Genomic DNA, 16,135 nt, shown 5'->3' with positions numbered 1-16,135 from the left:
TACCTATTAATTTTTAATTAATTTCTTAAAACTTTCCAATTGGTCTAAATGATTTTATTCCAAATTTACTTGCTTCAGCCTTTGCTGTTGGCGCTAATGTGTTTAATTCTGCAATACGAGACTCATTTGATGGGTGTGTACTTAAAATCTCTGGTGTAGATTGCCCTCCGCTATGTGCGCTCATTCGCTTCCATAATTCTGCAGCTTCATCAGGATTATAACCTGCAATTGCCATTAAATACAACCCTATTCTATCTGCTTCAGATTCGTGACTTCTACTAAAAGGCAACATCCCAGCAACGTTTGATACAACGCCATAAGATTGATTAAAAATTCCTAAAGTTTGTTCATCTTTAGCTAAAGCAATATTACCTGCAACAGCTAATCCTTGTTGAATATAAGCAGCACTCATACGTTGTTGCCCATGATTTGCTAATGCGTGAGCTACTTCATGCCCCATAATCGCAGCAACACCTGTTTCACTTTGCGCTATTGGTAAAATCCCTGTATAAAAAACAATTTTTCCTCCTGGCATACACCAAGCATTAACAGTAGCATCATCTATCAAGTTATATTCCCATTGATAATCTGTTAAGTAGCCTTGATGTCCATTTGCATTTAGCCATCGTTCTGCTGCAATTGCTATCCTTTCACCAACACGCTTTATCATTTCAGCTCTAGCAGTTCCTTTTTCAACATTACTTTCAGAAAGTACTTGGTTATACTGCTGAAAAGATGTAGGAAATAATTGGTCATTACTTACAAACGCCATTGTTTGTTTTCCTGTAAACGGGTTTGTTGCACAAGACAAAAACAAACCAATAACACCTAATGTTATTATTTTACTTTTTAATTTCATTATAATTGATGGTTTTAATGTTGGTGTAAAAGTACAAAAATCATTCATTTATTTGAGACACAAGTTATTCACAATACGTCACAATAAATTTAAGCAACATGTTAGTTGATAGATTAAAATACGACAAAAGTGACATAAACCCTATAATTATGAAACACATTTTATTAGTATTTATAGCAACTATGGTATGTAGTTGTAATAGCAACGCCCAAAAAACCACCAATAAATCTCAAAATTTTTCTGTTTCAAAAACAGATAGTGAGTGGAAATCTCAATTAACCGATATGCAATATCATGTTTTAAGAAAAGCTGGAACAGAACGTGCTTTTAGCAGCCCTTTAAATAATATAGAAGAAAAAGGTGTTTATGTTTGCGCTGGATGTGACACGCCGCTTTTTAAAAGTGATCATAAATTTGATTCAGGAACTGGTTGGCCAAGTTTTTATCAAGAGATAACAGGCAATGTTGCTTTTGGTACTGATAGAGATTTAGGATATTCTAGAAATGAAGAACACTGTGCTACTTGTGGTGGCCATTTAGGCCATGTATTTAATGATGGTCCTAAACCAACTGGAAAAAGACACTGCATTAATGGCGCTGCACTAAAATTTATTCCTGAAAAATAAAATAGCTTAAAAAATAAAATTGTCTTTAAATAAACTACTTTTATAGTATGGATAATTTACTTGTAACAAGTGCTATAAAACAGTTTAATTATTACAAAGCTGTAGGCGACAAAACTATTAATCAACTCTCTTTTGAAGAATTAACTTGGCAACCCAACCAAGATACAAATAGTGTTTCTATTATTGTAAAACATATGGTTGGCAACATGTTAAGTAGGTGGACGAACTTTTTAACTGAAGATGGCGAAAAAACATGGAGAGAGCGCGATTTAGAGTTTGAAGCTAGCTACACAAACAAAGACGAATTAATTACCGCTTGGAAAACAGGTTGGGCATGTTTATTTGATGCCTTATCACCTTTAACCAACACTGATTTAGATAAAATTGTGTACATACGCAACGAAGGACATTATGTCTCCGAAGCTATATTTAGACAATTAGGCCATTACCCATATCATATAGGGCAAATGGTTCAAATTGGTAAAACATTAAAAGGAAACAATTGGAAATCATTATCTATCCCTAAAGGAGAATCAAAAACATATAATCAAGAAAAGTTTAACAAACCTAAAGGAAAACGACACTTTACTGACGATTTATAATAAAATATTAAGCGAGCATTTAATATTCAAATCCGATTTCGTAAATTCGTAGCTTCAAAAAACGATTAAAAATTTCACGATGAGTAAATACGATATTATTGTTCTTGGAAGTGGTCCTGGAGGCTACGTAACTGCTATTAGAGCGTCTCAATTAGGATTTAAAACCGCTGTTATTGAAAAAGAAAACCTTGGTGGTGTTTGTTTAAACTGGGGATGTATTCCTACTAAAGCCTTATTAAAATCAGCACAAGTATTTGAATACCTGAAACATGCTGAAGATTACGGTCTTTCTGTAAAAGATGCTGATAAAGACTTTACTGCTGTTGTAAAACGTAGCCGTGGTGTTGCTGAAGGCATGAGCAATGGTGTTAAGTTTTTAATGAAAAAGAACAAAATTGACGTTATTGAAGGGTTTGGAAAATTAAAACCTGGTAAAAAAGTTGACGTTGACGGTAAAGAATACAGTGCAGATCATATAATTGTTGCAACTGGAGCACGCTCTCGTGAATTACCTAGCTTACCACAAGATGGTAAAAAAGTTATTGGTTATCGTGAAGCAATGAGCCTAAAAGAACAACCTAAAAAAATGATTGTTGTAGGTTCTGGAGCAATTGGTGTTGAGTTTGCTTACTTCTATAACTCAATGGGAACTGAAGTTACCGTTGTTGAATATTTACCAAATGTAGTACCTGTTGAAGATGAAGACGTTTCTAAACAATTAGAGCGCTCGTTCAAGAAAAGCGGTATAAAAGTAATGACATCATCTGAAGTTACAAAAGTAGACACATCTGGTGATGGCGTAAAAGCTACTGTAAAAACTAAAAAAGGAGAAGAAGTATTAGAAGCTGATATAATTTTATCTGCCGTAGGTATTAAAACAAATATTGAAAACATCGGATTAGAAGATGTAGGTATTGTTGTAGACCGTGATAAAATTTTAGTAAACGATTACTACCAAACAAACATTCCTGGATATTATGCTATAGGCGATGTTACTCCAGGACAAGCATTAGCTCACGTTGCGTCTGCTGAAGGGATACTATGTGTTGAAAAAATTGCAGGTATGCATGTAGAAGCTTTAGATTACGGAAACATTCCTGGTTGTACTTATTGTACACCAGAAATCGCTTCAGTTGGTCTAACTGAAAAGCAAGCTAAAGAACAAGGTTACGATATTAAAGTTGGTAAATTCCCATTCTCGGCTTCAGGAAAAGCTAGCGCAGGTGGAAATAAAGATGGATTTGTAAAAGTAATTTTTGATGCTAAATATGGCGAATGGTTAGGTTGCCACATGATTGGTGCTGGTGTTACCGATATGATTGCTGAAGCTGTTTTAGGTAGAAAATTAGAAACTACTGGTCACGAAGTACTAAAAGCAGTACATCCTCACCCTACTATGAGTGAAGCGGTTATGGAGGCTGTTGCTGATGCTTACGACGAAGTGATCCACTTATAAAAATATATATTAAAAAAAGCGATTCAATTTGAGTCGCTTTTTTTATAAACATAATTCTCTTTTTAAAAACTCTGAATAGCTAATTCATAGCTTTGTAACCCAAAACCAACAATAACGCCTTTAGCATTGGGCGAAACATATGAGATGTGCCTATACTCTTCTCTATCAAATGTATTAGATATATGTACTTCTACAACTGGTGTTTCAATAGCTGCTACAGCATCGCCAATTCCAACTGATGTATGAGTATAAGCAGCCGCATTTAAAATAATACCGTCACAAGCACCAAACCCAGCTTCATGCAACTTATCAATTATTTCTCCTTCTATATTTGACTGATAGTGGTTAATTTCTACTCCAGGATACTTAATTTTAAGTTCGTCTAAAAATTCAGTAAAAGACAAACTGCCATATATATTAGGTTCTCGTTTTCCTAATAAATTAAGATTAGGACCATTTATTATAAGAAGTTTTTTCATAAAAGTAAAGATAAAAAAAAGAGCGAATTTCTTCGCTCTTTTAACTCTATGCTTTTGGTTTTTTAATTTAAATTAAACGTTGCTCCTACACTTATTATCGAAAAAGTTCCGTTATACGCATAATTGTTGTAATAATAGTCATCATAATAGTAGTCGTAGTAACCATAATAACCTAGACCTCTGCCACTACCAAGTGCAACACCAATATAAGAGGCATTTACTTGAATTCTATCTGTGACATTATATGCAAATGTTGGTCTAAAATATACGCCACCATTATTGCCATCATTAATACCTATGGCATAACCTAAATCTATACCAGCTGTAAACATATCATTTATATTAAATCTTCCAGCTGCTGCAATTGGTATAAATTGAAATGCATCAAAGTTGTTTTCTCCAAAAGAATGGGAGAAACCTGTAGTGGGTCCTACACTAAATTTTTCACTTATCTCAAATAAGTAATTAGCATCAAAACCTAATGCTAGATTGGCTACATCACCTCCATCTGCAACAGGAATTCCTACATAAGCTCCTAAATTAAATCCTCCTTGAGCTTGAACATGTATGGTTGTTATAAATAAAACAGCCATTGCGATAATCGTTTTTTTCATAATTTGTTAAGTTTTTATAATTGATTAATTTAATTAAAATACTAAAAATAAATCACTTACACTATATCATATTTAGTATTTACCATTTAATGATTGAAAAACTGAAAAGGTTAACATTTATTAAAAAAAAAGACTGAAGCTATTAACTTCAGTCTTAAATCATGTTATATACTGTTGTTTAAAACATAAACCCTACGCCAAATTGCCAAACAAGGTTTCTTGCTTCAACATTTTGAAATGGTGTATCATCTTTAAACATATCTGTTAAACCATGTGTAAATCTACCTGATAAGAAAAAACCGTTATCAAATTTATATCCTGTACCTATAACTGCACTTGCATCAAAATCTCTAATGTAAGAATCATCGGCGTTTATAGGAATATCTCCATCATTATTATTAGGGTTGGTATCAATCTCTTCATTTATTTTTACACCCAATTGTGGCCCACCTTCAACATAAAATCCTTTTATAATGTAAAATTTAGCCAAAACAGGAAATTGTAAATAGTCTAATTGATACTCCACATTATCATTGGTATCAAAAACATTGTCTTGATCTATTTCTCTTATATCAAAACCTTGTCCAGAATAAAGTACCTCTGGTTGTAAAGACAATCTATTAGTTAAAGGAATTTCAGCTAATAACCCTACGTTAAAACTTGTTCTTGCATCACGTTCATCAATATTATCTCCTGCAACTGTAGCAAAATTAACACCACCTTTTACACCTAATTGAGGTCTTGTTTTATCATCTTGAGCACTTAATCCCAATACAAATACTAATGAGATTACCGTAGTTAATACTAGTTTTTTCATAATTATATTCTTTTTAGTTAATTATTAATTCACTGTATTTACGGCTGCAGAAACGCTAATAGTTTACGGTGTTAACATAGTTTAACAGTAAAGCTCCTACTTTAACAATCCTTTTTTAACTTTAATACAATATGCTGTAAAATTATTTTTAATTATGTTAATTTTACATAAATGAAATGGACAAACGCCTTAAAAGACTATCAGCTATACTTAAAGATTGAACGCGGATTATCTCAAAATTCTATTGATAGCTACACCAGAGACGTAGAGAAACTACTATCTTACCTAGAAAGCCATGATATTAATGTGTCTCCCATTACCATTACTACTGAAATAGTACAGCAGTTTATATATGAGGTTGCCAAGATTTTGAATGCTAATTCTCAAGCACGAATTATTTCTGGATTGAGAAGTTTTTTTAATTATTTAATTTTTGAAGACTATATAAAATCAAATCCACTAGAGCTTATTGAGTCTCCAAAAACTGGAAGAAAACTACCAGACACGCTTAATGAAGAGGATATTAACAAGCTTATTGCCGCTATAGATTTAGGTAAACCAGAAGGCGAACGCAATAGAGCAATACTTGAAACGCTATACAGCTGCGGATTACGAGTAAGCGAATTAATTACTCTAAAAATATCTGATTTATTTTTTGATGAAGGTTTTATAAAAGTTACTGGTAAAGGAGATAAGCAACGTTTTGTTCCGATTGTGCCTTCTACACAGAAATACATTAATATTTACAGAAATGAAATTCGGTGTTTTTTAAACATTCAAAAAGATTACGAAGACACGCTTTTTTTAAATAGACGCGGAAAACAGCTCACAAGAGCTATGATATTTACTATTATAAAACAGCTTGCTGAAAAAACAGGTTTAAACAAACGAGTATCGCCTCATACTTTTAGACACTCCTTTGCGACACACTTACTAGAGAATGGCGCTGATTTAAGAGCTATACAGCTCATGTTAGGTCATGAAAGCATAACAACCACAGAAATATATATGCACGTTGATAAAACTCACTTAAAACACGTTATAAATAGTTTTCATCCTAGACAATAAAAAAAGCACCTTTAAAAAGGTGCTTTTACTATTTTATACTGTTTATATAATTATTTAGCAATATTAACTGCACGTGTTTCTCTAATCACCGTGACTTTCACTTGTCCTGGATACGTCATGTCAGTTTGTATTTTTTGAGAAATATTGAATGATAAATCAGCTGCTTTTTGATCATCAACCTTTTCGCTTTCAACAATAACTCTTAATTCTCTACCAGCTTGAATTGCATATGCTTTTTTAACACCTCCAAAACCAAAGGCAATGTCTTCAAGATCTTTTAAACGCTGAATGTAGCTATCTAATACTTGACGTCTAGCTCCTGGACGTGCTCCAGAAATAGCATCACAAACCTGAATGATTGGCGCCAGTAATGATTTCATCTCAATTTCATCATGGTGAGCACCTATTGCATTACAAACATCATCTTTTTCACCATATTTTTCAGCCCATTGCATTCCTAATATAGCGTGAGGAGTTTCCATGTCTACTTCTGCATCTGGCACTTTTCCTATATCATGTAATAGACCTGCGCGTTTTGCTAATTTTGGATTTAATCCTAATTCGGCAGCCATTACGCCACAAAGTTTTGCTACTTCTCTAGAGTGCTGTAATAAGTTTTGTCCGTAAGAAGAACGGTACTTCATTCTACCTACCATTTTCACTAATTCAGGATGTAAATTATGTATTCCTAAATCTATAATAGTACGTTTTCCTACTTCTATAATTTCTTGTTCTATTTGTTTTGTTGTCTTTTTTACAACTTCTTCAATTCTTGCTGGGTGTATTCTTCCATCAGTTACTAATTTATGTAAAGATAGCCTAGCAATTTCTCTACGTACAGAGTCAAAACAAGATAAAATAATTGCTTCTGGTGTATCATCTACAATAATTTCAACACCTGTTGCTGCTTCTATAGCTCGTATATTTCTTCCTTCACGACCAATGATACGTCCTTTTACGTCATCAGATTCTATATTGAATACAGATACACAATTATCTACAGCTTCTTCAGTACCTATACGCTGTATGGTATTTATTATAACTTTTCTTGCTTCTTGTTGAGCGGTTAGTTTTGCTTCTTCTATAGTGCTTTGTACAAATGCCATTGCATCATTTTTTGCTTCACCTTTTAAAGATTCAATAAGCTGTGCTTTGGCATCATCTGCAGATAGACTTGATATTACTTCTAATTGTTGGACTTGGTTTTTGTGTAACCTATCTAGTTCTTCTTGTTTTTTCTCAAATATATCTACTCTATGGTTGTAATCTTTTATTTTATCTTCTAGACTTTGAGATAGTTTTTTGTTTTTAGAAAGCTCGCTAGATACTTGAGATTCTTTATCTCTTGTTCTTTTTTCACTTTCTGCAATTTTTTTGTCTCTAGATAATATTACTTTTTCGTGTTCTGCTTTAAGCTCTATAAATTTTTCTTTTGCCTGTAATATTTTATCTTTCTTTATAGATTCGCCTTCAGTTTTAGCTTCTTTTACTATTGAAGCTGCTGTTTTTTTTGCGTTTGCGATAAGTTTTGATGCATTATTTTTTTCTAATGCTTTGGCCACAATATACCCGATGATTGCGCCTGCTAGTATTCCTCCTACAATTAATATAATTGGGTTGTCCATGTTTGTTAGTTTATATATATAAAAAAAGCCTACACCAGTATAAAGTTTTGTATAAACTCCTTAAAAACAAGTTTAGGGCTAACAAATTGATCAAGTATCTGTTCTAAAGACAGCTCGCTTTTACAATTTAAACTCACCCTTTTTAAAGAATTCGTGTTGAGTTTATCAAAAAAAATAACTAATGTAGGCAGTAACCTTTGTTTATTTTAAAGAACGTTAAGAGTTTAAGTGTGAATGTAACAAATCGTTTAAAGCTTTTAACTTTTGCTCAACTTGCTCATTTACATTATTCTTATCTATTGTTTTTTGTTCAGCTTGAGATGCAAACTGTAAAGCACACATGGCCAATACATCTTGCTTATCTCTCACAGAATAGCTTTCTTCAAACTGCGTAATCATAGCATCAATATTCTTTGCTGCTTTCCTTAACCCTTCTTCTTGACTAGGAAAAATGGTTAAAGGATATACTCTATTTGCTATAGATAGCTTTATTTTTAGCTTTTCAGACATTAAAAACTATGAGTTTATTCAGATAATTGCACAATACAATGGTCAATATCTCTGATTAATGCATTTATTTTAAGCTTTGTTTCTCTTTTATTGTTGTCACTGCCAAGTATTGTATTTGCAATTTTGAGCGCTTCATATTTTTCTTCCCAAAAAATTAATTTCTCATTTTGTTCCTGAAGCTTCTTTTCAGATAATTGTAATTGATTATGTAATTTTAAATTGGTTTGCTTTAAAACCTCTTGCTTGTGTAAAATTTTGCTAATTTTATTCTCAAGAGAATCTACAATTTCTTCAATATTACTCATTTACAATTTCAATACTTATCACACAAAGTTAGTATACCTTACGATAAATAGCAATTGTTTTTTAATAAAATTTATAAATTACACGTTATCAACTCATATTAATATCTCACTTACATTAAAGTCTTTGTAAATGTTTAACTTATTAATATTTTAGCAATAATTACGTTTTTATGCATAAATTACTAATACTATTCTTATTCCCTATTGTGTTTTGCCAAGCACAACAAGATATTTATCCACAAGATTACTTTAGAGATCCTTTGGATATTCCTTTGCTGTTAGCTGGTACTTTTGGAGAACTTCGCTCTAATCATTTTCATTCTGGTATTGATATAAAAACGCAACAAAGAGAAGGTTTAAAGGTTTATGCTATTGCTGATGGTTTTGTAAGTCGTATAAAAATTTCTCATTATGGCTATGGCAAAGCACTTTATATAACACATCCTAACGGATACACAAGTGTTTATGCTCACTTACAACGTTTTTCTCCTGAAATTGAAGCTTATGTTAAGAATATTCAATATGAAAAAGAAACCTATGAAATTGAAGTATTTCCTACAGCCATAGCTATACAAATAAAAAAAGGAGATATTGTTGCATACAGCGGTAATACAGGGAGTTCTGGCGGACCACATTTACATTTTGAAATAAGAGATAATGAAGAACGCCCTATAAACCCTATGTATTTTGGTATTGATATTAAAGATACAACCAAGCCTTATATTTCTCAAATATATGCTTACCCAGTAACCGATAGTGCTCACGTTAACAGATCAAACGAAAAGCAAAAACTACGACTTATTGCCTTAAAAAACGGTGATTACACTGCTGAAAACATTGAGGCCTTTGGTAAAATTGGTTTTGGTATTGAAACCAATGACAGACAAGATTATACATCAAACAAAAATGGAGTTGCCTCTATTCAAACATTTTTTAATGGAAATTCTAGTTTTGAAATTGATTTTAAGCGTTTTTCTTTTGATGAGACAAATCATTTAAACAGACTTATTGATTACGAGCATTACATTACTAACAAAGAACGTATTCAAAAATTGTTTGTTGAGGAAAATAATCCGTTAAGTATGTATAAGAATTTAAATGACAATGGTTATTTATCAATTCTAGATAGTACAAATTCTGTTTACAAAATACGTGTTAAAGATTTTAAAAACAATGATGCATGGATTACTCTAAATATAGCAGGTAAAAAACAAGACACAATAAAACCTAAACATGTACCTAAAACAGAGCATTACTTATATGCTAACCAAGACACAAAACTATCATCTAAAAATGTGAGCGTAAATATACCTAGAAACACCTTTTATGATGACTTTTATATAGATTTTAAAGTAAAAAATGACACACTTACATTGCATGACAACACTATTCCTGCAAATAAATATTTTAAAATAGATTACGATATAAGTCACTACAATAACCCAGATCGGGACAAATTGTACATCGCAAGGTTAGTCGGCTACTATAAGTATCCTGTGTACTCAAAAACATATAAAAGTGAAAACAGCTTATCCACTTCTACAAAGTATTTAGGCACTTATGCTTTAGTATCAGACACAACAGGCCCTATTATAAAGCCTAAAAATTTCACTGATGGCAAATGGTTAAGTAACTACCATTTTTTAAAAATAGTTATTGACGATAAAGAATCTGGTATTTCAAATTATAGAGCCACCATAAACGGACAATGGATTTTAATGGAATATGAATACAAAACCAAAACGCTTACCTATAATTTTAACGATAAGATTCTGAACGAAACAAAAAATAATTTAAAGCTAATAGTAACTGATAATGTTGGAAATAGTTCTACATTTGAAGCTACGTTTTATAGAAAATAAAAAATATACAAATTGAATAAAAAACTAAATTTCGTCTTAATACTGCTGTTTGTTATTCCCTTCTTTGGATTTTCACAAACCGGAACCATAAAAGGTATTATACTTAACGAATCTAACCTACCGGTTTCAAACGTTAATATTTCTACAGGCAATAATGGAACAACTACAAATGAAAATGGTTTTTTTGAGCTTCAAATACCTGCCAACGAAAATATAGCTGTAGAGTTTACACACCTATCTCACAAACGCATTGTAGCAACTTTTAATCTTAAAAACGGAGAAGCTATAGAGTTTAATCCCGTAATGAAAGAAGCCATAGAACAAATTTCTACAGTAGTAATATCAAGTAAACAGCGTAAAGATGTTGAAGGTATTGTAACACTAGAACCAAAAGCTATAAGACGAATACCTGGTGCAAATGCAGGTGTAGAAAACTTATTAAAAACGCTTCCAGGTGTAAGTAGTAACAATGAATTAAGTACACAATACTCCGTAAGAGGCGGAAACTTTGACGAAAACCTTATTTATGTAAATGGCATAGAAGTTTACAGACCTTTTTTAGTAAGATCTGGACAACAAGAAGGTTTAAGCTTTGTAAATACTGATTTGGTTCAGAATGTTGATTTTTCAGCTGGTGGTTTTCAAGCTAAATATGGCGACAAATTATCTTCTGTATTAGATATCACCTATCGTAACCCTGATAGTTTTGCAATTAATACAGATTTAAGTTTATTAGGAGGAAGTTTATCTGTTGAAGGAAAAAGCAAAAATTCAAAATTAAGTGGAATTGTTGGCGTAAGATATCGTGACAATAGCTTACTTGTTAAAGCTAAAGAAACAGAGACAAATTACGATCCTAAATTTGCTGATGTTCAAGCATTTGTTACTTATAAATTTTCTAATAAATTTCATTTAAGTTTTTTAGGAAACGCATCTATAAACAAGTATAATTACGAGCCTCAAACAAGACAAACCAATTTTGGAACATTACAAGATCCTTTAGCCTTATTAGTTTTTTATGAAGGGCAAGAAAAAGACCAATATCAAACATATTTTGGAGCATTAAAAGGAACATATTTTGCCAACGAAAACCTAACTCTAGATCTTGTGGCTTCTACCTATCACACTTTAGAAGAAGAATACTTTGATATTTTGGCTGAATATAGACTTGGTGAAGTAAACACCAATATTGGTGATGAAGATTTGGGAGAAGTTGAATTTAGTGAAGGTATTGGTGGTCAATTAAATCATGGTAGAAATGATATTGATGCATTAATTACTAACATTGAACAAAAAGGAACTTATACCCTAGATGAAAACGAATTTAAATGGTCTGTTAAATATACAAATGAAGATATTAGAGACCGGTTGGTAGAATGGGAAGTTATTGACTCTGCTGGTTTTTCTATAAATCCACCAACTGTAGACGCTTTTAACGAACAACCTTATTCGCCTTACGACGGCCCATTAACTCCTTTTCAAAACGTTAGAGCAACAAATAAAACACAAATTCAAAGACTACAAGCTTACTTACAATGGAGCAAACGAGCTTCAATAGGAGAAAATGATATCTGGTTTAATTTAGGTGGTCGTATACATAACTGGAATGTAAGTGGCGATGGCATAAAAAGCAACTCTCAAACGGTTATTAGCCCAAGAGGTCAGTTTGCAATAAAACCTAATTGGGATAAAGACATGCTTTTTAGAATTGGTGCTGGTTTATACTACCAACCACCTTTTTATAGAGAATTACGAGATTCTTTAGGTGTTGTAAACCCTAATGTAAAAGCTCAACAATCAGTACATGTAGTTTTAGGAAATGATTATAGCTTTAAAATGTGGGATCGCCCTTTTAAGTTAACAACAGAAGCATATTACAAGAAAATAAATGACGTAAATCCATATACTGTAGAGAATGTTCGTATCAGGTATAGAGCAAAAAATAATGCTGAAGCTTATGCGTATGGTTTAGACATGCGATTAAATGGCGAATTTGTTCCTGGCACTGAATCTTGGTTTAGTTTTGGCTACTTAAAAACAGAAGAAAACATAGATAATCGTGGTTATATTGCAAGACCTACAGATCAACGATTAAAGTTTGCCGCATTATTTCAAGATTATGTGCCTAACTTACCTAAAATGAAAATGTATTTAAACTTAGTTTATAATACAGGTTTACCAGGAGGCTCTCCTAGTTATGCAGACCCTTACGAATATCAAAACCGCTTACCAGATTACAAACGTGCTGATGCTGGTTTCCAGTATGTTATTGTAGATGATAAAGATAACTACACATCTGGTTGGAGAAAACCTTTTAAATATTTATCGTTAGGTATTGAAATTTTCAACCTATTTGATACTCAAAACTCAATCACAAATACATGGGTTAGAGATGTATATAGCAAACGCCAATATGGTATACCTAACTACTTAACCCCAAGAGTTTTTAACGTAAGAACTACTATGAAATTTTAAGTAGTTTTATTTAGCTATTAAGTTAAGAGAAACAGTTAATAAATTTCCATTACCGCTGTATCGTTCAGCCCAAACTTCTATGTAGTCTGTAGGAGCCAATTCTATGGTTCCTATAACTGCTACAGCTCCTATATCATTATTAGATCCTATTTCTCTGTAAACACGAGTTTCTTCTACTACAGAACCGTTTTTAGCTAAATAGAAAACAAAAATAGCATTGTTGTTACTACCTCTAAAAGATAAACTTGTTGATATATTAAAGTATCTACTTTTGTTTCCTTCATAAACAATTCGGTTGTTTCCAGATCTTGAAAATCTAAATAAATTATTTGATGTTGTATCGCCTAATAGCTTTAATCTACTTGTCGATCCTGTTCCTGTAAAAGTTGTTGTAGCACCAAAACCTATTGGGTAATTTAAATTAATATCACCTGTAGCATTACTATCTTTTTCAAGAGGAACACCTGAACAATTCACATCCCAATCAGTAGAAAAATTATAACCAGAATACGTGTTTGCAGTGTAACCTTTTATACGTTCTCCATCTCCTGCAAAACTAATCTCTGACAATGATCCTGAAATATTTATTGTTGGGTTTAAGCTCACATCAATTCCTATTTCATTAATATCTGTCACTACTCTACCATTAGCCATTTGAAAATTATCAAAATCTCCTGATACATCTAGAAATGTTCCTTCATTAGTTTCTGTCCAAAAAACATTTTGAACAAAAAATGATTTTATATCGGAAATATCAAGCCCATCAGATGTATTTATAACTTGTAATACAGAGAAGAAAACAACATTTAAATTACTTAACACACCCAAGGAAGAAGCTCCAGTAATAACAACACTATAACCTATTATGCTTTCTGATGGACCTCCGGTTATATCAAATACTTACTGATTATTACCATTTATTAAAATATCTTTTAATCGTCCGCCTTTGGTACCACTAAATAAGGTTGTTCCTGAATTATTAACTAGTATATCTTCACCTGTATCATGTCCTTCAATATAAGCACCGTTTAAATCAATAGGAAAATCAAATAAAATAGTACCATTAATCTCGTACATATAATCGCTATTCAAAATATACTTTGAACCGCCTCCTACAACTAATTCGTCAGCTAAATCTGCAACAGATTTCACTAACTTATAATTGTCACGCTTTTCAGCTCCTTTTACTGGTAACCACCTAGTACCATCATAGAAGTAAAATACAGATTCATTGTTATCAAAAACGAGTAATCCTTTAGCTGGATCTGTAATTGCTAAACGTTGTGCTGTAGACATTCTTGGCGCTAAAAGACCTTGTGTTGTTGATGAAACATCTAATAACGCAGATTCATCTGGTGATGTTGTTCCAATACCTACTTGAGAATACCCATAAGTAGATATAAAGAGAACAACTACCCAAAAAAAGTAGTTTTTCTTGAATTTCATAATAAGGTTAAGTTTTAAGTGAATATGGTTGGTTTAGGGATTATTCACTTTGGGTTACTATTAATTAGCTTAAAGTTACAAAAAAATGCTGTTCACTCCAATTTATTTTTTAAGAAGCAACAGCTAAAAATCTGTTAACCAACTAGTTCTTGTAACACGCTAACGACGTAATCAATTTCTTCTTTAGTATTAAATTTACTAAAAGAAAATCTTACAGATGGTTTTTGTTGATCTTCTTCATTTAATATGTGCATTAAAACATGAGAGCCTTTTCCGCTTCCACTTTGACAAGCACTTCCTTTAGAACAAGCTATTCCTTTTAAATCTAATTGAAACTGTAAAGTTAACGCCTTTTCAGGAGACATAGGCAAGCATACATTTATTAACGTATAAGTGCTTTTTACCTTATCATCGCAATTACCATTGAATTTCACATTAGGAATTGCAAATTTTAAAGCTTCTTTAAAGTAATCTTTTAATTCTTGCACATAAGCGCGTTCTTCATCTAAATTTTGATAAGCTAACACAAACGCAGTTTCTAAACCTTTAATATTATGTACAGGTTCAGTTCCTGCTCTAAAGCCACGCTCTTGAGAACCTCCAAAAATAAGTGGTTTTAAATTGCTATTCTTTCTTATAAATGCAAATCCCACACCTTTAGGTCCGTGAAATTTATGTGCCGCAGCTGTCATAAAATCTATAGGAACATCTTGAACATCCCATTCAAAATGTCCTATTGATTGTACAGTATCACTATGAAATAACGCATTGTTACTTTTACATAATGTTGCCACTTTTTTTATGTCTAAAATATTTCCTATTTCATTGTTTACATGCATTAAACTTACTAGCTTACGCTCATCATTTGCAGTAAGCAAACGCTCTAAATCTTCATAATCTGGTGTTCCGCAATCTTGAAGCTTAACAAACTCTACAGTAACATCATATTCATTACGTAATTCTTCAACAGTATGTAAAACAGCATGATGCTCTATAGGCGACGTAATAATAGTAGTAACATTTGCATCTCTTACAGCACAACGTAAAATCATGTTGTCTGCTTCAGTTCCTCCAGAAGTAAAAATAATTTCTTGAGGCAAAGCGTTTAATTGCTTTGCTATTGTTTTTCTTGTAGTCTCAATTATAGTTTTTGCTGAACGACCAAAGGCATGTGTTGATGATGGATTACCATAACAGTCTGTTAAAACTTTTTGCATAGAATCTACAACTTCTTGTCTTACTTGTGTGGTTGCAGCACTATCAAAATATACAGTTTTCATAAGTTTTAAGTTAGCTTTTATTATAAACGGTGTGCAAAAATACTTCAAATAAAATTATTTACAAGAAGCCTCGTTATATATTTGGTAAATCTTTTATTTTTGTGACATATA

The 16,135-nt window shown here is 32.1% G+C and carries 16 protein-coding genes and 1 other RNA gene; 6 read left to right on the top strand and 11 right to left on the bottom strand.

Going from position 1 to position 16,135, the window contains the following annotated elements; genetic code table 11:
- Positions 1 to 25 precede the first annotated feature (25 nt).
- Positions 26 to 859, bottom strand: coding sequence for a M48 family metallopeptidase (locus tag ACN5J3_RS13235; RefSeq protein ID WP_417291595.1), 834 nt, complete (start codon positions 857 to 859; stop codon positions 26 to 28).
- Between the two features lie 149 nt (positions 860 to 1,008).
- On the opposite strand from ACN5J3_RS13235, the gene msrB reads away from it, so the two are divergent.
- From msrB to lpdA, 3 genes are all read left to right on the top strand, one after another.
- Positions 1,009 to 1,485 carry a peptide-methionine (R)-S-oxide reductase MsrB gene (msrB, locus tag ACN5J3_RS13230; RefSeq protein ID WP_418510252.1) on the top strand — a complete coding sequence of 159 codons (477 nt, stop codon included), beginning with the start codon at positions 1,009 to 1,011 and terminating at the stop codon, positions 1,483 to 1,485.
- A gap of 47 nt (positions 1,486 to 1,532) precedes the next feature.
- Positions 1,533 to 2,087 (top strand): DUF1572 family protein, encoded by a 555-nt coding sequence (locus ACN5J3_RS13225; protein WP_418512054.1) that lies wholly within the window; start codon positions 1,533 to 1,535, stop codon positions 2,085 to 2,087.
- A 79-nt stretch (positions 2,088 to 2,166) separates the two neighbouring features.
- Positions 2,167 to 3,543 (top strand): dihydrolipoyl dehydrogenase, encoded by a 1,377-nt coding sequence (gene lpdA / locus ACN5J3_RS13220; protein WP_344731038.1) that lies wholly within the window; start codon positions 2,167 to 2,169, stop codon positions 3,541 to 3,543.
- Positions 3,544 to 3,605: 62 nt separating this feature from the next.
- Here lpdA and aroQ read toward each other — a convergent pair whose 3' ends face one another.
- The 3 genes from aroQ to ACN5J3_RS13205 form a co-directional block, all read right to left on the bottom strand.
- Entirely contained in the window at positions 3,606 to 4,022 is a 417-nt protein-coding gene (gene aroQ / locus ACN5J3_RS13215; RefSeq protein WP_418512053.1) for a type II 3-dehydroquinate dehydratase, read from the bottom strand.
- 62 nt (positions 4,023 to 4,084) lie between these two features.
- Positions 4,085 to 4,636 (bottom strand): hypothetical protein, encoded by a 552-nt coding sequence (locus ACN5J3_RS13210; RefSeq protein WP_418512052.1) that lies wholly within the window; start codon positions 4,634 to 4,636, stop codon positions 4,085 to 4,087.
- 178 nt (positions 4,637 to 4,814) lie between these two features.
- Positions 4,815 to 5,453: a porin family protein gene (locus tag ACN5J3_RS13205; protein ID WP_418512051.1), complete on the bottom strand. Its 639-nt coding sequence runs from the start codon at positions 5,451 to 5,453 to the stop codon at positions 4,815 to 4,817.
- Between the two features lie 171 nt (positions 5,454 to 5,624).
- On the opposite strand from ACN5J3_RS13205, the gene xerD reads away from it, so the two are divergent.
- The gene (gene xerD / locus ACN5J3_RS13200) at positions 5,625 to 6,521 is read left to right on the top strand and encodes a site-specific tyrosine recombinase XerD (RefSeq protein ID WP_417291589.1); all 897 of its coding nucleotides are present in this window, start codon (positions 5,625 to 5,627) and stop codon (positions 6,519 to 6,521) included.
- A gap of 50 nt (positions 6,522 to 6,571) precedes the next feature.
- Here xerD and rny read toward each other — a convergent pair whose 3' ends face one another.
- From rny to ACN5J3_RS13180, 4 genes are all read right to left on the bottom strand, one after another.
- Positions 6,572 to 8,146 carry a ribonuclease Y gene (rny, locus tag ACN5J3_RS13195; RefSeq protein WP_418510247.1) on the bottom strand — a complete coding sequence of 525 codons (1,575 nt, stop codon included), beginning with the start codon at positions 8,144 to 8,146 and terminating at the stop codon, positions 6,572 to 6,574.
- A gap of 53 nt (positions 8,147 to 8,199) precedes the next feature.
- Positions 8,200 to 8,308, bottom strand: a non-coding RNA gene (gene ssrS, locus ACN5J3_RS13190) — 6S RNA.
- Positions 8,309 to 8,362: 54 nt separating this feature from the next.
- Positions 8,363 to 8,656: a cell division protein ZapA gene (locus tag ACN5J3_RS13185; RefSeq protein ID WP_344731031.1), complete on the bottom strand. Its 294-nt coding sequence runs from the start codon at positions 8,654 to 8,656 to the stop codon at positions 8,363 to 8,365.
- Positions 8,657 to 8,670: 14 nt separating this feature from the next.
- Complete coding sequence (locus ACN5J3_RS13180) at positions 8,671 to 8,961, bottom strand: hypothetical protein (RefSeq protein ID WP_418512050.1); 291 nt, start codon at positions 8,959 to 8,961, stop codon at positions 8,671 to 8,673.
- A 170-nt stretch (positions 8,962 to 9,131) separates the two neighbouring features.
- On the opposite strand from ACN5J3_RS13180, the gene ACN5J3_RS13175 reads away from it, so the two are divergent.
- Positions 9,132 to 10,823, top strand: a complete 1,692-nt coding sequence (locus ACN5J3_RS13175; protein WP_418512049.1) for a M23 family metallopeptidase — start codon at positions 9,132 to 9,134, stop codon at positions 10,821 to 10,823.
- Between the two features lie 12 nt (positions 10,824 to 10,835).
- Entirely contained in the window at positions 10,836 to 13,298 is a 2,463-nt protein-coding gene (locus tag ACN5J3_RS13170; RefSeq protein ID WP_418512048.1) for a TonB-dependent receptor, read from the top strand.
- A 6-nt stretch (positions 13,299 to 13,304) separates the two neighbouring features.
- Here ACN5J3_RS13170 and ACN5J3_RS13165 read toward each other — a convergent pair whose 3' ends face one another.
- From ACN5J3_RS13165 to ACN5J3_RS13155, 3 genes are all read right to left on the bottom strand, one after another.
- On the bottom strand, positions 13,305 to 14,120 hold the full coding sequence (locus ACN5J3_RS13165; RefSeq protein ID WP_418512047.1) for a hypothetical protein: 816 nt from the start codon (positions 14,118 to 14,120) through the stop codon (positions 13,305 to 13,307).
- A 78-nt stretch (positions 14,121 to 14,198) separates the two neighbouring features.
- The gene (locus tag ACN5J3_RS13160) at positions 14,199 to 14,744 is read right to left on the bottom strand and encodes a hypothetical protein (RefSeq protein WP_418512046.1); all 546 of its coding nucleotides are present in this window, start codon (positions 14,742 to 14,744) and stop codon (positions 14,199 to 14,201) included.
- A 134-nt stretch (positions 14,745 to 14,878) separates the two neighbouring features.
- Positions 14,879 to 16,024 carry a cysteine desulfurase family protein gene (locus tag ACN5J3_RS13155; RefSeq protein ID WP_418512044.1) on the bottom strand — a complete coding sequence of 382 codons (1,146 nt, stop codon included), beginning with the start codon at positions 16,022 to 16,024 and terminating at the stop codon, positions 14,879 to 14,881.
- Positions 16,025 to 16,135: the final 111 nt, after the last annotated feature.

This window comes from Corallibacter sp., from assembly GCF_048381695.1.
Classification (GTDB): domain Bacteria; phylum Bacteroidota; class Bacteroidia; order Flavobacteriales; family Flavobacteriaceae; genus Corallibacter; species Corallibacter vietnamensis.
The sequence above is the reverse complement of the archived record's forward strand: the minus strand, read 5'-3'. Positions and strand labels throughout refer to the sequence as shown.